Annotated in this window: 9 protein-coding genes; all 9 read left to right on the forward strand. The window is 42.8% G+C overall.

Annotated elements, in window-relative coordinates:
• Positions 1–434: 434 nt before the first annotated feature.
• Positions 435–1,334, forward strand: a complete 900-nt coding sequence (gene murB, locus BFM96_RS06240; RefSeq protein WP_068991754.1) for a UDP-N-acetylmuramate dehydrogenase — start codon at positions 435–437, stop codon at positions 1,332–1,334.
• Between the two features lie 274 nt (positions 1,335–1,608).
• On the forward strand, positions 1,609–2,766 hold the full coding sequence (locus BFM96_RS06245; RefSeq protein ID WP_068991757.1) for an ABC transporter ATP-binding protein: 1,158 nt from the start codon (positions 1,609–1,611) through the stop codon (positions 2,764–2,766).
• On the forward strand, positions 2,747–3,550 hold the full coding sequence (locus BFM96_RS06250) for an ABC transporter permease (protein ID WP_068991761.1): 804 nt from the start codon (positions 2,747–2,749) through the stop codon (positions 3,548–3,550). The genes BFM96_RS06245 and BFM96_RS06250 overlap by 20 nt, the downstream gene beginning before the upstream one ends.
• Entirely contained in the window at positions 3,550–4,323 is a 774-nt protein-coding gene (locus BFM96_RS06255; protein ID WP_068991762.1) for an ABC transporter permease, read from the forward strand. The genes BFM96_RS06250 and BFM96_RS06255 overlap by 1 nt, the downstream gene beginning before the upstream one ends.
• Positions 4,320–5,390 (forward strand): ABC transporter substrate-binding protein, encoded by a 1,071-nt coding sequence (locus BFM96_RS06260; RefSeq protein ID WP_068991766.1) that lies wholly within the window; start codon positions 4,320–4,322, stop codon positions 5,388–5,390. Before BFM96_RS06255 ends, BFM96_RS06260 begins: the two co-directional genes overlap by 4 nt.
• Before the next feature lie 539 nt (positions 5,391–5,929).
• Positions 5,930–15,667, forward strand: a complete 9,738-nt coding sequence (locus BFM96_RS11095; protein WP_068991769.1) for a MucBP domain-containing protein — start codon at positions 5,930–5,932, stop codon at positions 15,665–15,667.
• A 340-nt stretch (positions 15,668–16,007) separates the two neighbouring features.
• Positions 16,008–17,381: a tRNA uridine-5-carboxymethylaminomethyl(34) synthesis GTPase MnmE gene (gene mnmE / locus BFM96_RS06270; protein WP_068991772.1), complete on the forward strand. Its 1,374-nt coding sequence runs from the start codon at positions 16,008–16,010 to the stop codon at positions 17,379–17,381.
• Between the two features lie 845 nt (positions 17,382–18,226).
• Positions 18,227–18,934 (forward strand): ribonuclease III, encoded by a 708-nt coding sequence (gene rnc, locus BFM96_RS06275; protein WP_068991777.1) that lies wholly within the window; start codon positions 18,227–18,229, stop codon positions 18,932–18,934.
• Positions 18,915–22,448 (forward strand): chromosome segregation protein SMC, encoded by a 3,534-nt coding sequence (gene smc / locus BFM96_RS06280; RefSeq protein ID WP_068991779.1) that lies wholly within the window; start codon positions 18,915–18,917, stop codon positions 22,446–22,448. The genes rnc and smc overlap by 20 nt, the downstream gene beginning before the upstream one ends.

The raw sequence follows: 22,448 nt of genomic DNA on the forward strand, positions 1-22,448 counted from the left end.
CAGACAACGACTGCGTCCAACTCTTATATCTATAAAGGAATTGAGGCTGGACACTTTTTATACCTAATCTTCCAGATTACATTATTTTGAGGGTGAGCGTATCGAGCTCATCCTGGTTTGTCTCCCTCCTTTTTTACTGTTCATACTTATTGAATTTCAAAAATAGCTCTTTTACACTCATCAAAAATCAAAATCTGACATCGTTGACTATCACATTTCCACATGATTTCATCATCACTGCAATCGGAGAGTCTCTTCAAAAGAAGAAAGTAATCTGACGAGCGGGTAAACGTTTTCCATTTTTGTGAAGACTGACTAGTCTTGACTTATTTTGTCTCTCACGGACTTTTTCGGAATAAATAGAGTTTCGTATCGAAAATAGGGTAAAAACATGATATAATGGATTGTATTTTAATCTAGAAAAGAGTAGTGGCATGGGAGTGGAAATGATTCAGAAAGAATTGGAAGGGATTGATATTCGCTATCAAGAACCCTTGAAAAATTATACCTATACAAAAGTTGGAGGAAAGGCTGATTATCTCGTCTTTCCTCACAATCGCTATGAACTCGCTCGCGTGGTTCGATTTGCCAATAAGGTAGGAATTCCTTGGATGGTTTTGGGCAATGCTAGCAATATCATTGTCCGAGATGGGGGAATTCGTGGCTTTGTGATTATGTTTGATAAACTCAATAGTATGACGGTCAATGGGTATACCATTGAAGCAGAGGCGGGTGCGAAGTTGATTGAAGCGACTCACCTTGCCCTTCGCCATAGTTTGACGGGTTTTGAGTTTGCCTGCGGCATTCCAGGAAGCATTGGCGGAGCTGTCTTTATGAATGCTGGAGCCTATGGTGGCGAAATTGCCCATGTTTTGACTTCTTGCAAGGTCTTGACGAGAGAAGGAGAGCTTAAGACCCTAACGGGGCAGGAGTTGAAGTTTGGCTATCGCCATTCGGCTATTCAAACGACGGGTGATATTGTCATTTCGGCTAAATTTGCCCTGAGACCAGGTGTCTATAGCATGATTCAGCAGGAAATGGATCGATTAACGCATCTAAGAGAGTTGAAGCAACCGCTGGAATACCCATCTTGTGGTTCGGTCTTTAAGCGCCCTGTAGGAAATTTTGCAGGTCAATTGATTAGCGAGGCAGGACTCAAGGGCTACCGCATGGGTGGCGTTGAAGTGTCGCAAAAGCATGCCGGTTTTATGGTGAATGTGGACGGCGGCACCGCTTTAGATTACGAATCCTTGATTGCGTATGTTGTAGACCAGGTCAAAGAGCAGTCTGGGATTACCTTAGAGCGAGAAGTGAGAATCATTGGAGAAGCCTGAGAGGTTAGGAGGTTTGTTTGGAAACCTTCAATTTGGAAACAGGCAGTTCCAACACTCATCGATACCGCTCGGTGTACCATTCATGGATCGAGTTTCCGAACAACTCTAGTATTCCACAAAAACGGAAAGGGGGTGAAAGCCTATCGATAGTCAGCAGTTATGGAGGGTGAAAAGTCCCCTTATAGAGGTAGATGTGGCCTGACAGAGCCAATCTGTCCTAGTCTTTTTAAAAGTCTAGCGTTTTGTTGGAAGAAAAAGAAGGAATTTATGAGAATTGAAAAAACCAATTATTGAATTCAAAAATGTGTCAAAGGTCTTTGAAGATAGCAATACAGTAGTCTTGAAGGACATCAACTTTGAATTGGAAGAAGGGAAATTTTATACCCTTTTAGGGGCATCTGGTTCTGGAAAATCAACGATATTAAACATCATTGCAGGCTTATTAGATGCGACAACAGGCGATATTTTGCTAGATGGTGTGCGGATTAACGATATTCCGACCAACAAGCGAGATGTGCATACAGTCTTTCAATCCTACGCCCTATTTCCGCACATGAATGTGTTTGAAAATGTGGCCTTTCCCTTGCGATTGCGGAAGGTTGACAAGGCAGAAATCGAGCGTCGTGTATCAGACGTTTTGAAAATGGTACAGCTAGAAGGATTTGAGCGTAGATCCATTCGGAAATTATCGGGCGGACAGCGTCAGCGGGTGGCCATTGCTCGTGCCATTATCAATCAACCGCGGGTGGTTCTGCTAGACGAGCCTTTGTCAGCCTTGGATTTGAAGCTACGGACAGATATGCAATATGAACTGCGTGAATTGCAGCAGCGCTTGGGAATTACCTTTGTCTTTGTCACTCACGACCAGGAAGAAGCCCTCGCGATGAGTGACTGGATTTTTGTCATGAATGATGGTGAGATTGTCCAGTCTGGTACGCCAGTGGATATTTACGATGAGCCGATTAACCATTTTGTTGCGACTTTTATCGGAGAATCAAACATCCTATCTGGACGGATGATTGAAGACTATTTAGTAGAATTCAACGGCAAACATTTTGAATCGGTCGATGGGGGGATGCGACCCAATGAGCCGGTTGAAATTGTCATTCGGCCAGAGGATTTGCAGATTACGCTTCCAGAAGAAGGCAAGCTCCAAGTTAAAGTGGATACCCAACTCTTTCGAGGTGTTCACTACGAAATCATTGCTTACGACGACTTGGGCAATGAATGGATGATTCACTCGACCAGAAAAGCCATCGTTGGTGAGGTGATTGGACTGGACTTTGAACCAGAAGACATCCACGTCATGCGTCTCAATGAAACCGAGGAAGAATTCGATGCTCGGATTGAAGAATATGTCGAAATGGAAGAGCAAGAAGCTGGTTTGATCAATGCCATTGAGGAGGAAAGAGATGAAGAAAGCAACCTCTAGATGGTTTAGTATTCCGTATTTTCTATGGATTTTCCTCTTTGTCCTCGCCCCTGTGGTGATGATTGTGTGGCAATCTTTCTTTACGATCGAAGGACAAATCACTCTGGACAACTATAAGACCTATTTTACCTCGCAGAATCTGACCTATCTAAAGATGAGTTTTAATTCGGTCTTTTATGCAGGGATTATTACCTTGGTGACGCTCTTGATTAGCTATCCAACGGCCTATTTTCTGACCAAATTAAAGCATAAGCAACTATGGCTCATGCTGATTATTCTCCCTACTTGGATCAATCTCTTGCTCAAAGCCTATGCCTTCATTGGAATTTTTGGGCAAGATGGCTCTGTTAATCAATTTCTAAGCTTTATTGGGTTAGGGCGGCAGCAAATCCTCTTTACAGATTTTTCGTTTATCTTTGTGGCTAGTTATATCGAGCTGCCTTTCATGATTTTGCCGATTTTTAATGTCCTAGATGACTTAGATCCCAATCTGGTCCATGCCAGTTATGACCTTGGGGCCAATAGCTGGGAGACCTTCCGAAGAGTTGTTTTCCCCTTGTCCATGAATGGGGTCAGAAGTGGGGTCCAATCTGTCTTTATCCCAAGTCTTAGTCTCTTTATGCTCACTCGTTTGATTGGTGGAAATCGCGTGATTACGCTAGGAACTGCGATTGAGCAACATTTTCTGACGACGCAAAACTTAGGCATGGGCTCAACCATAGCGGTGGTTCTCATCCTTGCCATGATGGCAGTGATGTGGCTGACAAAGGAAAGGAGAGAATGATGAAAAAAATTGCAGCAACGTATCTAGGGCTGGTCTTTCTCGTCCTTTACCTTCCGATCTTTTATCTGATTGCCTATGCCTTTAATGCTGGGGAAGATATGACGACCTTTACAGGCTTTAGCTTGGCGCACTTTGAAGGCATGTTTAGCGATAGTCGCTTGATGGTCATTCTAGTGCAGACCTTCTTTTTAGCCTTTTTATCCGCCTTGATTGCGACACTCATTGGGACTTTTGGAGCCATTCATATCTACCAAGCTCGCAAGAAATACCGCGAAGCTTTCTTATCGGTCAATAATATCTTGATGGTCGCACCGGACGTTATGATTGGAGCCAGCTTTCTGATTCTCTTTACAACGGTAAAATTCCAACTTGGCTTTGTATCGGTTTTGGCAAGCCATGTTGCCTTCTCCATCCCGATTGTAGTCTTGATGGTACTGCCCCGCTTAAAAGAGATGAATGATGATATGATTCATGCGGCCTATGATTTGGGGGCTAGTTCTTTTCAAGTTTTGAAAGAAATCATGCTGCCTTATTTGACGCCTGCTATCATTGCTGGGTATTTCATGGCCTTTACCTATTCCTTGGATGACTTTGCAGTAACCTTCTTTGTGACAGGAAATGGCTTTTCAACCTTGTCTGTCGAGATTTACTCACGGGCCCGTCAAGGGATTTCCTTGGACATCAATGCATTGTCTGCCCTCGTCTTTCTCTTTAGTATCCTCTTGGTGATTGGCTACTACTTTATCTCTCGTGAGAAGGAGGACCTACGATGAAAAAATTGTATTCATTCTTTCTAGGCATTGTGGCCATTATCCTACTATTGTGGGGGATTGGGGTGCATATCGAAAGCCAGAGCAAGAGCAGTGATAGTGACAAACTCGTCATTTATAACTGGGGAGACTATATCGACCCCGCATTGCTGGAGGAATTCACCAAAGAAACAGGTATTCAAATCCAGTATGAGACCTTTGACTCTAATGAAGCCATGTATACCAAAATCAAGCAAGGCGGCACGACCTATGATATTGCTGTTCCAAGCGAATACATGATTGCAAAGATGAAGTCTGAACATCTATTGGTTCCGCTTGATCATAGTAAAATCAAAGGTTTGGAGAACATCGGCGACCGCTTTTTAAACCAACCCTTCGATAAAGCAAACAAATATTCGATTCCTTATTTTTGGGGAACCTTGGGCATCGTCTATAACACCAAGCTCGTCAAAGAAGCACCAGAACACTGGGACGATCTTTGGAGAGAAGAGTATAAGAACGATATTATGCTGATTGATGGGGCGCGTGAGGTGATGGGCTTTGGACTTAATTCCTTGAGCTATAGCCTGAATTCAAAAAATGAAGCTCAGCTACAAGAAGCCGTGGACAAACTCTATCGCTTAACGCCGAATATCAAGGCGATTGTAGCCGATGAAATGAAGCAGTACATGGTGCAAAATAATGCTGCCATCGGCGTGAGCTTCTCAGGAGAAGCCAGTCAGATGTTGGATGGAAATGAAGATTTACGCTATGTCGTTCCAAGTGAAGCCAGCAACCTTTGGTTTGACAACATGGTCATTCCAAAAACGGTTAAAAACAAGGACGCGGCCTATCAGTTTATCAATTTCATGCTGCGACCGGACTCAGCTTACAAGAATGCCCTGTATGTCGGCTATTCAACGCCAAATACAGCCGCAAAAGCCCTTCTTCCAAAAGAGGTACAAGAAGACGAAGCCTTCTATCCTAGTGAGGAGACCATGAAGCACTTGGAAGTCTATGAGTCACTTGGACAAAAGTGGCTAGGCCTTTACAATGACCTGTACTTGCAAGTCAAAATGTATCGGAAATAAGAAAAATAAACCATAAATGATAAAAAGGATTTAGTTTTGGATTCCACAAAACTAAATCCTTTTTGTTGTTGTTCCAGCTGGATTTACCTCTAACTGACTATTTGCGAGACTAGCGGGTCTTTGCTGGGAATACTCGTCACACGTCAAAATAATCTCTCTCACAAGAAAGAGAATTAAGGAAAATTTTCAGAAAAAATGAATATCATACAAAAAAATAAAAGAAAAAACGAGGAAATCCCCTTTAAAATAAGGATTTTTAAAAAATTAAAACGTATAAAAATAGAAAATAAACACCATTGTCAGAATAGAAGAAATAGTCTCATAATACAATTAGTATTATAACAATTTGTTATAAATAATAGGGGGGGGGGTGTAACATAGAATGTTTTTGATAAAAACAAATCTAATTTCTTGCCAAACTAAAAAACATTTATTATAATTAATAGCATAGGTTTCTATTTTCTTTGTAAGGGGCATAGGAACTTGCTATGTTAATCTGAATAAAGTTACATAGAAACACAAAAAACCAGGAGGAACATATGTTTTTCAAAAAACAACAGCGATTTTCAATTCGTAAGTTTACGATTGGGGCCTGCTCCGTCCTTTTAGGAACGGCAATCGTAGCCAATGTAGACCAAGCGAAAGCTGAACAAGTCGTACCTGCTTCATCAGAAGTAACGACTCTCGAGGAGTCGATTGTATCAGACGACACTACTGTAGCATCTACCGAAGCACCAGAAGTAGCAGCACCAGCTTCAGCAACACCTGAGGCATCAACAGCTAGCACAGAAAGTGCTGCACCAAAAGTGGAGGAAGCATCAACTGCAAGCTCTACAGCTCCATCAACAGCAGCTACAACTTCAGAAGCAGCAACGCCAGTTGCTCCAACAGCACCTGTAGCCGTAGCGCCAGCAACATCTGCAACAGCAGCAAGCTCTGAAGCAACTTCAGAAGCAGCACCAGCAGTAGAAGCACCAAAAGATACCTTGGTAGCAAGCAAGGCACAAGCGGTCGAAGCAATCAATGCTTACTCACTCATCTCAGAAGAGTTGAAAGCTAACTTTATCGCGCGCTTGAATGAAGCAACGGATGCCGCTGCCTTAGAACTTATCTCAAGAGAAGCTCGCCGTGCGCAACGCCGTGCAGAAGCTTTCCCAAATGAAGGACAAGCAATCCCAACAGGAACTGGCTTCCGTGCGGATGCTCCAGCAGCTGATGAAACCTTAGATACTGCAGGTTGGGAAACACTTGGACGCTTTAGTAACAAACCAGGTGTCTTCTACGTTCAAAAATCAGGTACAATCAATGGTGGTAATAGTACTGATAGAATCACAAAAATCTATGAGGTAGATACAACAACTGGTAACGTTGTAGAAGTCTCTAAAGATGACTTTGAAGGTGGCGGTACACTTTATGATAAAAACTTTGAACTGTCAAAACAACAAGGTTTTGGCGATCGTGGTGTAGCTAATACTGGTGAAAACTATCGTGCTATCAATGCTCTAGGACTTTCAAATGACGGACGTTATGCATATGCTCTTGGTTTCACTTCCGATAATGATGTCGTTGACCGTACAACTATCAACGGTATTTACCGCTACGATATGGAAGCGAAAACGTGGAGTTTAGCGAGCGATTCTAGTACTTGGGCAGATGGTATGGGTGTACTAAAGACCAATGCTTGGACAGCCGGTGCAGTCAATCCAAAAGATGGTAAATACTACTTTGGTACTGTAACCCTACAAACAGATCCTGCCTTCTCTCGAGTGGCACCACGTGATATGGCTGACTACATTAACAAACGTAATGCTGGTGAGTTTGATATTTATTTCCGTATGTGGTCATTCGATCCAACGACAGGCACAGTTGCTAATGCAGGTTATATTGATACAAACTTTGTAAAATCAGGTAAGTTTGATAAAAATGAATCTTACTTCGTTTCTACTGGTAACCGTTTTGATGGTGGAGAAAGTTATGTAATTGGTAACGATATTGCCTTTGACACAGAAGGTAACTTCAAATTAATTTTGAACCAATTTAATACACCGAATTACTTTGTTTATGAAGAAACGAAAGCAGCCTTTGATGCAGCAGCATCTCAAAACGATAAATATTCTGCTCATAATGGTACTTTATCACGCAATATTCCAATCTTAACAAATACCAACGACATTGGTTTTGGAGACAATGCAGATGCTGCCAAATCAAATGAAGTAACAACTGGGGGACTTGCGATTGACGCCAATGGTGATCTTTACTTCCATAGCCGTCAAGGTAAAGTCGGACGTATCCTAGCAGACCTTTCTATCGGTGGAATTATGCCAAATGTGGTAGCACCTGCTGGTACAGTAACGTGGGGAGATGCGGCAAGTATCCGTGGTACTGTTGGTACTGGTAATGTTTACCGTGAGTATTACATCCAAGGTACAGAAGACATCCTTGCAGGTACAGTTGGTTCTATCGTAGATGGCAAGTTTGTACCAACTACTGAAACAACGACAGGTAAAGACGATATTGAAAAAGAGCAAGCTCTTTATAAAAAATACGATGCTACTATCGGTCGTCCACAAGCAATCCGCGCAGCAGATGGTACGGTATATGAATATGTACAGGTGAAAGAAAATTCTGATCCTGAAACAGGTGAGGTTAAAAAAGAAGACCAAACTATTAGATATGAATATGCACCAAAAGCTGTAACTGGTAATGTTATCGTTAAGTACATTGATGTAGAAGGTAATATTATTAAAACTGAAGTTAAGGATGAAACAAATGCAGATGCAAACACTCCTTATAACACAGATGAAGACCGTAAATTAGACCTGATTAAGGGATCTAAGGAGTTCAATAATGAAGGTAAGATTTATGAACTTGTTCCTGCAGGTACATACGGTACTTATAACAATAATCCAATTGAAGTTGATGGTAATAGCCATTTAACTTCATCTGATTCTACAACTGGTGACGTAGAAGCTGGAAAAACAAAAGAAGTTGTTTACGTTTATCGTGAAGTAACACAACCAAAAACTGGTGACGTTGTGCTTCATTATGTAGATACAAAAGGAAATGAACTTCAACCAAATCACCACAATTCTGATGATAAACCAGTAGATGAGAACTATACAGTTACACCTACTGAAAAACCAGATACTCTTGAAAAAGATGGCGTTGTGTATAAGAAAGTTGAAGTCTCTGAAACTGGTGTAGTTGATGGGAAGCCTATTGCAACTGAGAATGTAACGACAGACGAGACTGGTAAGATTATCGAAGGTACTCAAAACATCGTTTACGTTTACAAACCAGTTGGATCAGTTGTGATTCACTATGTAAACACTAAAGGTGATGTTATTAAACAAGAAATTAAAGACATCACTGAAGGTGATATTGATGCACCATATAATGCTGCGGACAATAAAGAAAATGCAGATGAAAAACCAGCAACAATTGCAAATGGCAATGTAAACTACAAGTTTAAAGAAGTTGCTACATCAAATACAGTTGGTGGTAAAGTTGTTGTGAATGAAAATGCTACAAATGTCGTAAAAGGACAAGAAGGCACAATCGTTCCAGGTACAACTCACGTTATCTATGTTTATGATGAAGTAGAAACACCGGTAGAACCAAAAGGTTCAGTAGTTGTTCATTATGTCAACGAAGACGGCGAAGTAATCCAATCTTCATACAAAGATACAACAGACGCTGCAGTAGATTCAACATACAACACGAAAGAAAACCCATTAGAAAAACCACAAGAAATCACATACAACGGTAAGACATATGAACTTACACGAGTATCAGATTCAGGTACAGTTAATGGAAAAGAAATCGTTAAGACTGATGCTACAAACATCGTAACGAACCAAGAAGAAGGTTCAGTTGTTGAAGGTACAACAAACGTTGTTTATGTCTACAAGTTGAAAGAAGAACCAAAAGGTTCAGTAGTTGTTCATTATGTCAACGAAGACGGTGAAGTAATCCAATCTTCATACAAAGATACAACAGACGCTGCAGTAGATTCAACATACAACACGAAAGAAAACCCATTAGAAAAACCACAAGAAATCACATACAATGGTAAGACATATGAACTTACACGAGTATCAGATTCAGGTACAGTTAATGGAAAAGAAATCGTTAAGACTGACGCTACAAACATCGTAACGAACCAAGAAGAAGGTTCAGTAGTAGAGGGAACAACAAACGTTGTTTATGTCTACAAGTTGAAAGAAGAACCAAAACCAGAACCAACAGGTTCAGTCATCGTTAACTACGTGGATGTAGATGGAAACTTCTTGAAAGATCAAGATACAATCTTCGATACGAAAGAAGGAAAAGACGGCGAAGCCTACGATACAGTTGTAGACTTACGTCCAGAAACTATTACAAAAGACGGTAAGACATACAAACTCGTAGAAACACCAGGTACATACCCAGTAGGTACAGTAGATGCTGATAAGCATTTAGAAGGTACTGATTCTATTACAGGTTCAGTAGAAGCTGGTAAGACTAAGAAAGTAACATACGTTTACGAAGAAGTGAAACCAGAAACACCAAAAGCACCAGGTTCAGTAGTTGTTAAGTATGTCGATGAAAATGGTAAAGAAATCAAAGACCCAGTCGTTGATGAGAAAAACCAACCAGACGCTACAGACTACGATACAAAAGTAGACAACCGTCCAGAAAAAATCATTGGTAACGATGGTAAAGTTTACGAACGTGTGCCAGCAGGAGACTACCCAGCAGGTAAAGTAGACGACGAAAGCCACTTAGACGGAACAGATTCAATCACAGGTAAAGTAACATCAGGTGAAACGAAAGAAGTCACTTATGTATACCGTGAAGTGAAAGAAGAAGAACCAAAAGCAGAACCAAAAGGTTCAGTAGTTGTTCATTATGTCAACGAAGACGGTGAAGTAATCCAATCTTCATATAAAGATACAACAGACGCTGCGGTAGATTCAACATACAACACGAAAGAAAACCCATTAGAAAAACCACAAGAAATCACATACAACGGTAAGACATATGAACTTACACGAGTATCAGATTCAGGTACAGTTAATGGAAAAGAAATCGTTAAGACTGACGCTACAAACATCGTAACGAATCAAGAAGAAGGTTCAGTAGTAGAGGGAACAACAAACGTTGTTTATGTCTACAAGCTGAAAGAAGAACCAAAAGAAGAGCCAGTAAAACCTGGTGGAGAAGTAACAGCTCAATACTTCGTTGAAGGTGAAGAAACTCGTCTTTACGAAGATCCAACTGTAGAAAAAGATACAGTAGTTAAAGAGAAAAACACTCCATTAGAAACACCATACGAAGATACACCACCAGTAGTCTTAACAGACAAAGACGGTAATATCTACGACTTGGTGAAAAAAGAAGACGGTACTCCAAAACTTAAAGAAGGTTCAGCACCACAAGAAGGTAACGTAACGGACCAACCACAAGTTATTCAATACGAGTACAAGAAACGTGAAACACCGGCAGAACCAAAAGGTTCAGTCATCGTTAACTATGTAGATGTAGACGGAAACTTCTTGAAAGACGAAGACACAATCTTCGATACGAAAGAAGGAAAAGACGGTGAAGCCTATGATACAGTTGTAGACCTACGTCCAGATACAATCACAAAAGACGGTAAGACATACAAACTCGTAGAAAAACCAGGTACATACCCAGTAGGTACAGTAGATGCTGACAAACACTTAGAAGGTACTGATTCTATTACAGGTTCAGTAGAAGCTGGTAAGACTAAGAAAGTAACGTACGTTTACGAAGAAGTGAAACCAGAAACACCAAAAGCACCAGGTTCAGTAGTTGTTAAATATGTCGATGAAAATGGTAAAGAAATCAAAGACCCAGTCGTTGATGAGAAAAACCAACCAGACGCTACAGACTACGATACAAAAGTAGACAACCGTCCAGAAAAAATCATCGGTAACGATGGTAAAGTTTACGAACGTGTACCAGCAGGAGACTACCCAGCAGGTAAAGTAGACGAAGAAAGCCACTTAGACGGAACAGATTCCATCACAGGTAAAGTAACATCAGGTGAAACGAAAGAGGTCACTTATGTATACCGTGAAGTGAAAGAAGATCCAAAACCTGAAGCACCAAAAGCACCAGGGTCAGTAGTTGTTAAGTATGTCGATGAAAATGGTAAAGAAATCAAAGACCCAGTCGTTGATGAGAAAAACCAACCAGACGCTACAGACTACGATACAAAAGTAGACAACCGTCCAGAAAAAATCATCGGTAACGATGGTAAAGTTTACGAACGTGTGCCAGCAGGAGACTACCCAGCAGGTAAAGTAGATGAAGAAAGTCACTTAGACGGAACAGATTCAATCACAGGTAAAGTAACGTCAGGTGAAACGAAAGAAGTCACTTACGTTTACCGTGAAGTGAAAGAAGATCCAAAACCTGAAGCACCAAAAGGTTCAGTCATCGTTAAATACGAAGACGAAGATGGTAACGAGATCCAAGATCCTAAGGAAGATACGCCATTATCACCAGTTGATACTCCGTACAATACAGTTGATAAACGCGATGAGAAAATTGAAGTTCCAAATCCAAATGATCCAGAAAATCCAACAGTTTACCACTTAACTAAGAATGAACCAAAAGAAGGTGAAGGGGAAGACGACGGTAAAGTTAAAGAAGGCGAAAAAGTTGTAACATACGTGTACAAGAAAGCCGGATCAGTTATCGTTCACTATGTAGACGAAGCTGGAAACGAACTTGCAGACGATCAAGTTGCGAAGAAAAACGAAAAAGACGGAACTGCTTACGACACGACTACGAAATCACTTCGTCCATCTACTATCACAAAAGATGGTAAGACGTATGAGCTTGTACCAGCAGGAACATACGGCGCAGGTGAAGTTGATGAAGACGGTCACTTGACTTCTACAGATAAAGTTGACGGTTCAGTTGAAGCTGGTAAGACGAAAGAAGTTACTTACGTTTACCGTGAAGTGAAAGAAGATCCAAAACCTGAAGCACCAAAAGGTTCAGTCATCGTTAAATACGAAGACGAAGAAGGTAACGAAATTCAAGATCCTAAGGAAGATACGCCATTATCACCAGTTGATACTCCGTACAATACAGTTGATAAACGCGATGAGAAAATCGAAGTTCCAAATCCAAATGATCCAGAAAATCCAACAGTTTACCACTTAACTAAGAATGAACCAAAAGAAGGTGAAGGGGAAGACGACGGTAAAGTTAAAGAAGGCGAAAAAGTTGTAACATACGTGTACAAGAAAGCCGGATCAGTTATCGTTCACTACGTAGACGAAGCTGGAAACGAACTTGCAGACGATCAAGTTGCGAAGAAAGACGAAAAAGACGGAACTGTCTACGACACGACTACGAAATCACTTCGTCCATCTACTATCACAAAAGATGGTAAGACGTATGAGCTTGTACCAGCAGGAACATATGGCGCAGGTGAAGTTGATGAAGATGGTCACTTGACTTCTACAGATAAAGTTGACGGTTCAGTTGAAGCTGGTAAGACGAAAGAAGTTACTTACGTTTACCGTGAAGTGAAACCAGAAACACCAACGGATGAACCAGGTAAATATATTCCATTTATCCCAGTTGATCCAAACAACCCTAATGACCCAAGCGATCCACAAGATCCTACAGTTCCAGAATCTGGTAAGGAAATCCCAACTCGTCCATACGATGAGACACCGGAAGATCCATCAGATGATCCACGCTTGCCAGATGTACCAGGATACATCCCAGTAGATCCAAGTGATCCAACTGGTAAGACACCACTCAAACCAGTAGATCCAGAAGATCCAACTAAGGGATATGAGCCACCAAAACCAGTAGATCCTAAAGAAGATACACCAATTCCTTACGTACCAGCAGGTACAGTTACTGTTCACTATGTGAACGAAAAAGGTGAAGTGATCAAGGATCCAACCGTTGATACTCCGAAATCACCAGTAGGAACTAAGTACGACACGGACGAAAATGGTAAAGAAATTCCAAGAGAAATCACTGGTAAAGACGGCGAAGAGTATGTACTTGTGAAAGTAAAAGAAGGGGACAATCCAACTGGTGTAGTAGAAAAAGGTAACATTGATGTTACTTACATCTACAAGTTGAAAGAAAAACCAACAACACCTCCAACAGAGGACAAACCGAACAAGTATATTCCATACATTCCGGAAAATCCTGAAGATCCATCAAATCCAAAAGATCCTAAGTATCCAAATGATCCAGAGAACAATCCTCCTCTAGATCCAAATACAGGTGATCCAATCCCACCAGTGGATTACGATGAGACTCCAGAAGATCCAAGCAACAACCCACCGTTGCCAGATATCGATGGTTATGTACCAGTAGATCCACAAGATCCAACTGAACCATTGAAACCAAAAGATCCAAACGATCCATCTAAGGGATATGAGCCACCAAAACCAGTTGATCCTAAGGAGGATACACCAGTACCTTATGTACCAGCAGGTTCAGTAGTGATTCATTACGTAGATGAAGATGGAAATGTTCTTCTTGATAAACTTGTAGATACAGCGAAAGCTCCAGTTGGTTCTGAATATGACACAACTGAAAATACAAGAACAAGAACAGAGCGTCCAGATGAAATCACTGTTACGGATGAAGATGGAAATGAACATGTCTATGAATTGGTTCGCGTATCAACTTCTAACAAAGTTGGTGAGCAAGACGTTGTTCCAGAAGATGCTATTGTAGGTGAAGAAACTGGTAAAGTTGTGAAGGGTGAAACAAACGTCATCTACGTTTACCGTGAAAAACCAGGTAAATACATTCCATTTATCCCGGTTGATCCAAACAACCCAACTGATCCAAGCGATCCACAAGATCCTACAGTTCCAGAATCTGGTAAAGAAATCCCAACTCGTCCATACGATGAGACTCCGGAAGATCCGTCAGATGATCCACGCTTGCCAGATGTACCAGGATACATCCCTGTAGATCCAAGTGATCCAACTGGTAAGACACCACTCAAACCGGTAGATCCAGAAGATCCAACTAAGGGATATGAGCCACCAAAACCAGTAGATCCTAAAGAAGATACACCAATTCCTTACGTACCAGCAGGAACAGTTACTGTTCACTACGTAAACGAAAAAGGTGAAGTGATCAAGGATCCAACCGTTGATACTCCGAAATCACCAGTAGGTACAGAGTACGACACGGACGAAAATGGTAACGAAATTCCACGTGAAATCACTGGTAAAGATGGTGAAGAATACGTACTTGTGAAAGTGAAAGAAGGGGACAACCCAACTGGTGTAGTAGAAAAAGGTAACATTGATGTTACTTACATCTACAAGTTGAAGGAAAAACAAACACCACCACCAGTGGAAGAGGAAAAACCGAACAAGTATATTCCATACATTCCAACAAATCCAGAAGATCCATCAAATCCAAAAGATCCTAAGTATCCAAATGATCCAGAGAACAATCCTCCTCTAGATCCAAATGGAAATCCAATTCCACCAGTGGATTACGATGAGACTCCAGAAGATCCATCAGATGATCCACGCTTACCAGATATCGATGGCTATGTACCAGTAGATCCAAAAGATCCAAGCAATCCATTACCAAAAGATCCAAACGGAGGCTATGTACCACCAACACCAGAGAATCCTAAGGAAGATACACCAGTGCCTTACGTTCCAGCAGGAACAGTTACTGTTCACTATGTGAACGAAAAAGGTGAAGTGATCAAGGATCCAACTGTTGATACTCCGAAATCACCAGTAGGAACTAAGTACGACACGGACGAAAATGGTAAGGAAATTCCACGTGAAATCACTGATAAAGATGGTAATGTCTATGAACTTGTAAAAGTGAAAGATGGTGACAACCCAACTGGTGAAGTAGAAAAAGGCAACATTGACGTTACTTACATCTACAAGTTGAAGGAAAAACAAACACCACCACCAGTGGAAGAGGAAAAACCAGGACAACCTGAATCAGGTAAGGAAATTCCAGACGGTGATACACCAAAACCAGATGGTGACAGACCACAACCAGATGGTGACAAACCAGGTATCGAAATCCCAGGTAAGCCAGGTGTTCCAACTCCAGCTAAACCAGCTGAGCCAGGACAACCAGCGAAAGAAACAGTTCCAACGTATGTGGCTAAAGGTGAAAGCCTTCCAAATACAGGGGATACAGCTGGACAAAGCGGCATGGTTTATGGTGCAGCAGCTCTTGGATTGACAGCTCTTCTTGCAGCAATGAAGAAGAAGTCAGAAAACGAAGAATAATCTTTGGGATTGAATTCTGATGGGAACTTCCAGTCAATTCAAAAATGCTCGCGTATTTACTTGCAAACGCTGTGGTCGTGTAGTAACAACCATCCAAGGAAACTTGGATAAACGAACAACTTTTTGTAGCGCTATCTGTGGTCGCAGATATTGGCGCCATCCAGAAAGACGACGCAAGGCTGAGCAAGAAAAATAGAGTACCTTGCCGGAAAACCAGTATCTTCGAAAGAAGGTGCTGGTTTTTTGGATATTCAAAATTCGTCAGGCTAAGAGAGGGACTTTTGGTCTAGATAATGGTACACTAATGTATAGAAGATGATAAAATGAAGAGAGGAACGAGATGATTACCAAGGAATTTGATACGATTGTTGCGATTTCAACGCCGCTTGGTGAGGGGGCGATTGGGATTGTTCGCTTGTCTGGGACAGAGAGTTTTGCCATTGCCCAAAAGATATTTAAGGGAAAAAATTTAGCAGAGGTTGCTAGCCACTCTTTAAATTATGGGCATATTGTGGACCCGCGGACGCAGCAAGTCTTAGATGAGGTCATGGTGGGGGCTATGCGTTCTCCTAAGACCTTTACCCGTGAGGATGTGATTGAGATTAACACCCATGGCGGGATTGCAGTGACCAATGAAATCTTGCAGCTCGCGATTCGCGAAGGTGCGAGAATGGCAGAACCAGGAGAATTTACCAAGCGTGCCTTTTTAAATGGGCGAGTGGATTTGACCCAGGCTGAAGCCATTATGGATTTGATTCGAGCAAAGACGGATAAGGCGATGAATATTGCGGTGCAGCAGCTCGATGGCTCCTTGTCAACCCTCATCAACGAGACACGGCAAGAAATTTTAAATACCTTGGCACAGGTGGAGGTCAATATTGATTACCCAGAGTACGATGATGTGGAAGAGCTGACGACAAAGTTATTGTGGGAAAAGACAGCTGATTTTGAGGCTTTATTACGGAGTTTACTGGCGACTGCAAAGCGGGGGAAAATCTTGCGTGAAGGGATTTCCACGGCCATTATTGGTCGGCCCAATGTTGGAAAGTCAAGTTTGTTAAACAATCTCTTGCGAGAAGACAAGGCGATTGTGACAGATATTGAGGGAACGACGCGTGATGTGATTGAAGAGTATGTCAATATCAAGGGGGTGCCGCTCAAGCTTATTGATACGGCGGGTATTCGTGAGACAGATGATGTGGTCGAAAAGATTGGGGTGGAGCGTTCTAAAAAAGCCCTGCAAGAAGCAGACTTGGTGCTCTTAGTTTTAAATGCCAGTGAACCTTTGACGGAGCAAGATAGACAGCTTTTGACGATTAGCCAAGACAGCAACCGCATTGTCCTGCTCAATAAGATGGACTTGCCAAGTCAGATTGAGCGGGCAGAATTGCCAGCAGATGTGCTGGAAATCTCTGTTCTTCACAATCAAAATATTGATCATATCGAGGAGAGAATCAATGCACTCTTCTTTGAAAACGCAGGCTTGGTGGAGCAGGATGCGACCTACCTTTCCAACGCTCGCCATATTTCCTTGATTGAGCAGGCGATTGAGAGCTTGGAAGCGGTAAATCAGGGGCTGGACTTGGGCATGCCAGTGGACTTGGTTCAGGTAGATTTGACACGAACCTGGGAAATCTTGGGAGAAATCACGGGAGATGCAGCTCCAGACGAACTCATTACCCAACTCTTTAGCCAATTCTGCCTAGGGAAATAGCTGGATGAGAAGGAACTTTTCCAAAAGAAGTTCCATGCCCAACAGTGTAAAACGGGGCCAGCAAATCAAGGGGCGATAGCCCATGGCAGCAATCTATTTCATCAATACTTATCAGAGAGGTTGGATTTTTCCAGCCTCTCTTTTTGGGAAATGGGGCTCAAGCGTGATTTCGTAGCAATCGATTTATCTCACTTCTTTATTTTTGGGTTCGCCCTCCCCAGCAAGTTGACTAGCTTTCACAACTCTCAATTGTGAAAGATTGGAAATAGAGCTAGCGAAGAAATGCTCGCCAGTCTCTTCTACAAACCAGACAACTACTGCGTCAAACTGTTAAAGCTACAAAAATAATAGAGGCAAGAACTCTTGCCTCACTCCCAGATAGTAGACGGTTATGCTCATTAAATCTCAAAAATAACCTCTTTATCTCTAATTACTTTTTGCCATAAAACAAATTCAGATGTGTGAAGTAAATAGAATGTTTTTTAATGAATGAAATGACTGGTAATAGAAAAAGGGTCATTTACGTCTGAACCATCTAAGAAACGTTCAAAAGTGTTAACTTTGATTGTCATTAAGTATGATGCCCGAGAAAGGCATAAAGAAAATATTATTTTCAATCCTTGGTGTTAGTATTTAGAAAAATTAGGGTACAATTAGGTCGTTAACGAGAGAAAAATGACTATTTTTTTCAAAGAAGTTATGAAATACTTTAAACAAATGCACTTATCAAAAATTAGAATAGGTGCATTTTGTCATGTGTTTGCTCTGGACTTTTATGGGAATTATTTGGTTCTCCCCTTGTCTTTATGGTATAATAGGACTATTGACATTGAAAGGAAATGACAATGGAAGTAGTACAAAAAATGCTAGAGGAGCAATTTGGAATTCGGTTTCAGGACGAGAGTTTGCTAGAGACGGCCTTTACTCATACCAGCTATGCCAACGAACACCGCCTCTTAAAAATTTCACACAATGAACGCTTGGAATTTTTAGGAGACGCTGTTCTGCAATTATTGATTTCAGAATATCTCTATCATGCCTATCCTCAAAAACCTGAGGGAGACTTGTCCAAGCAACGCTCCATGATTGTGCGGGAGGAGAGTTTGGCAGGCTTTGCCAGAGCTTGTCAGTTTGATCGTTTTATCAAGCTTGGTAAGGGCGAGGAGAAGTCAGGTGGTCGGTACCGCAATACGATTTTAGGAGATTTATTTGAGGCCTTTTTGGGTGCTCTCTTGTTGGACAAGGGGGTGGAAGCTGTCAAGGCTTTTCTCTATCAAGTGGTCATTCCAAAGGTGGAGTCTGGAGATTATGAAAAGGTGACGGACTATAAGACCAAGCTTCAGGAAATCTTGCAGGTCAATGGGGATGTGGATATCCACTACCAAGTCATCAAAGAATTCGGACCTGCTCATGCCAAGGAATTTGAGGTCGCTGTTCTGGTCAATCAAGAGCAGGTCGGCCAAGGTCAGGGACGCTCCAAGAAAATGGCGGAGCAGGAGGCTGCCCGCAATGCGGTCGAGAAAGGATTGGCTCATGTTTTTAAAGGAAATTGAAATCCAAGGCTTTAAATCCTTTGCTGATAAGACCAAGGTGGTCTTTGACCGTGGGGTGACAGCTGTCGTTGGTCCCAACGGTTCTGGCAAGTCAAACATCACGGAGAGTCTGCGTTGGGCCTTGGGGGAATCAAGTGTCAAGAGTCTGCGTGGGGGCAAGATGCCAGATGTTATCTTTGCTGGGACCGAAAACCGTAAGCCTCTGAATTATGCGGCGGTGACCGTGGTCTTGGACAATCAAGACCAGTTCATCAAAGAGGCGGCAAAGGAAATCCGCGTTGAGCGGCATATTTACCGCAATGGAGACAGTGAGTATAAGATTGATGGTAAGAAGGTCCGCCTGCGAGATATTCATGATTTATTTATGGATACGGGGCTGGGACGGGATAGTTTTTCCATTATTTCCCAAGGTCGAGTTGAAGAGATTTTCAACAGCAAGCCCGAGGAACGCCGAGCGATTTTTGAAGAAGCAGCTGGGGTTTTGAAATACAAGACCAGACGCAAAGAAACTGAGAGCAAACTCGCCCAAACCCAGGACAATCTGGATCGGCTAGAAGACATCATCTATGAATTGGACGCTCAGATTCAGCCCTTGGAAAAGCAGGCAAAGACAGCACAGCGATTTTTAGAGTTGGACGAGCGGCGCAAAGCCCTTTATCTGGATGTCTTGATTGCGCAGATTAGGGCTTATAAGCAGCAAGAGCAGGCTGTGGATAAAGAGCTGTTGAGGTTGCAGGAGGATTTGTCCCAGTATTATCAAAAACGAGAGCAGCTTGAGATGGAAAATCAAGCCTTGAAGGCAGAGCGACACAGACTACAAGCGCAAATGACAGAGAATCAGGCGACTTTGCTAGAGCTGACGCGCTTGATTAGTGATTTGAAGGGGCAGATTGACCTTGCTCAGCTAGAGACTAGTCAGGCGGCGACCAACCGTAAGGAATTGGAGGAACGCTTACAGATTCTGCGAGAGAAAGAAAAGCAAGCAGAGCAAGAAAGACAAGAAAAAGAAGAGCATCTTTCGCGCATTCGTGAGCAGGTAAAGGCTGTTCAGCAAAATCTTGAAACAGTCGAAGCGGATTTGGCGACTTTTTCAGAGCACCCTGATCAGCTCATCGAGCAACTGCGGGAGAAGTTTGTCGCGCTTCTGCAAGAAGAAGCAGATGTCTCCAATAGTCTGACCGCTCTTTCAAGCCAGATCGAGCATGACTTGAAAGAATCCGAGCATAAAAAGGGCGAGTGGCAACGGTTGAAAGAGGCGGTCGCAAAAGCAGAGACTGCAGAAAGGCAAGCAACTGAAGAGCTAGAAAGTGCCACACAGGCAGTCAAGAGCTTACTTGAGGACTACCGCAAACAACTGCAGCTCTTGGAGGAGCGAAAACAGCAATACCAAGCCGCCCAGCAAGCGATGTTTGACCAGATGGACCAGCTAAAAAGCAGGCAGGCACGTTTCAATAGCTTGGAAGCGATTCAAAAAAATCATAGCAATTTCTATGCAGGGGTCAAGGCTGTTTTACAGGAAAAGGCTCAGCTTGGAGGAATCATTGGCGCGGTCAGTGAGCATTTGACCTTTGATTGGCGCTACCAAACGGCACTGGAAATTGCCATGGGAGCAAGTAGCCAGCATATTATCGTTGAGGATGAAGGGGCGGCGACACGGGCCATTGATTTTCTAAAGAAACATCGGTCGGGACGAGCGACTTTTCTGCCCTTGACGACCATTAAGCCACGGACGTTGGTAGACCATCAGGAGATGAAGATTCGTGGCAGTCAAGGCTTTTTGGGCTTGGCCAGCGAATTGGTGACATTTGACGAGCGTTTGACGAGCATTTTTCACAATCTTTTGGGAACGACCGCGATTTTTGATACGATTGAGCATGCTAAACAGGCTGCGGTGCAGGTGCGTTACCAAGTGCGGATGGTGACCTTGGATGGGACGGAGTTGCGGACAGGAGGTTCCTACGCTGGTGGGGCCAACCGCAATCAGCAGACCCTTTTTATCAAGCCTGAAATGGATGCTTTAAAGCTGGAAATCCAGCAAATTCAAACAGCCTTGAGTGAAAAAGAGCAGGAAGTCGAAAGTCTCCACACCTTGGTCACCCAAGCCAGCCACCTTTTAGAAGAAATCAAAACAGGGGGCGAAGAGGCACGACTTGAAGAGCAAAAAGCAAGATTGGCTTATGAGCAAGCGGGTCAACAGTTGGAAGAATTGACGACCTTGTTGCACTTGCAAGAAAAAGAGTTGACAAGTCAGCAGCATGACGAGGAAGCTAACCAAAAAGTTAAATTAGAGCAACGCTTAGAAGAGATTCAGGCAGAAAAAGGAGAGCTAGAATCCAGCATTCATCAGGTCAAGTCCAATAAATCTGCGGTAGAAGAGCGCTTATCAGCACTTCAGCACCAGCTTTCAGCCATCAGGCTAGAAAAGGCAGAATTGCTAAGCCAGGAGCGTTATGAACAGACCGACCTTGCTCGTTTAAAGGCAGAGGTCACAGCTCATCAAGCAGACATCGAGCAGCTGGTGATGGCCGTAACAGTGACAGACCAAGAAAGCAAGGAGAGGACTATCCCTCTCTTGACAGAGCAGCTGGAGACGGCTATGACAAAAGAGGCCACGCTCAAGCAGACCAAGGTTCGCTTGGATTTGGAGTTGGAGGATTTAGAAGGCCAGCTGGAGGATTTGAGTAGTCGATTTGAGCAGATCAGACAGCAAAATGACCAGCTGATCCGGGCCCAAGCCAAGAGTGAGGCCGAAAAGGAAAAAATCATCGAGCAACTCCGCCGTTTGCATGGCCGTCTGACAGAAGAATACCAAGAAAGCTTTGCTGCAGCTGCAGAGAAGGCACACGCACTTGAAAATCTCGAGCAGGCAGAGCAGGAAGTCAAAGACTTGGAGCGTCAGATTCGCACCCTTGGCCCGGTCAATCTGGAGGCGATTGCCCAGTTTGAAGAAGTCCATAGTCGCCTGACCTTTCTCAACACCCAAAAGGCTGATGTCCTGTCCGCGAAAACCCTCTTGGTCGAGACCATTGAGGAGATGAACGAGGAGGTCAAGGAGCGTTTTCAAGCAACTTTTGAAGCCATTCGGGAGTCTTTTAAAGTGACTTTTCAGCAGATGTTTGGGGGCGGTCGGGCAGACTTGCTCTTGACCGATACCGATCTCCTTCAGGCAGGGGTGGAAATCTCAGTCCAGCCACCGGGTAAGAAAATCCAGTCGCTCAACCTCATGAGTGGGGGAGAAAAAGCCTTGTCGGCTTTAGCCCTGCTCTTTTCCATCATTCGGATCAAGACCATTCCGTTTGTCATCTTGGATGAGGTCGAAGCAGCCTTAGATGAAGCGAATGTCAAACGATTTGGCGATTACCTCAATCGCTTTGACAAGGAAAGTCAGTTTATCGTGGTGACCCACCGAAAAGGAACCATGGCTGCCGCGGATTCGATTTACGGCGTGACCATGCAGGAGTCAGGAGTTTCAAAAATTGTCTCTGTCAAATTAAAAGACTTAGAAAGTATGTAG

It is taken from the genome of Streptococcus himalayensis, assembly GCF_001708305.1.
Lineage (GTDB): Bacteria > Bacillota > Bacilli > Lactobacillales > Streptococcaceae > Streptococcus > Streptococcus himalayensis.

What these genes read in the sequence shown, in the direction of transcription:
- BFM96_RS06255 (WP_068991762.1), top strand. Translation starts at nt 3,550, where the DNA reads ATGAAAAAAATTGCAGCAACGTATCTAGGGCTGGTCTTTCTCGTCCTT.
- rnc (WP_068991777.1), top strand. Translation starts at nt 18,227, where the DNA reads ATGGAAGTAGTACAAAAAATGCTAGAGGAGCAATTTGGAATTCGGTTT.
- BFM96_RS11095 (WP_068991769.1), top strand. Translation starts at nt 5,930, where the DNA reads ATGTTTTTCAAAAAACAACAGCGATTTTCAATTCGTAAGTTTACGATT.
- BFM96_RS06250 (WP_068991761.1), top strand. Translation starts at nt 2,747, where the DNA reads ATGAAGAAAGCAACCTCTAGATGGTTTAGTATTCCGTATTTTCTATGG.
- smc (WP_068991779.1), top strand. Translation starts at nt 18,915, where the DNA reads ATGTTTTTAAAGGAAATTGAAATCCAAGGCTTTAAATCCTTTGCTGAT.
- murB (WP_068991754.1), top strand. Translation starts at nt 435, where the DNA reads ATGGGAGTGGAAATGATTCAGAAAGAATTGGAAGGGATTGATATTCGC.
- mnmE (WP_068991772.1), top strand. Translation starts at nt 16,008, where the DNA reads ATGATTACCAAGGAATTTGATACGATTGTTGCGATTTCAACGCCGCTT.
- BFM96_RS06260 (WP_068991766.1), top strand. Translation starts at nt 4,320, where the DNA reads ATGAAAAAATTGTATTCATTCTTTCTAGGCATTGTGGCCATTATCCTA.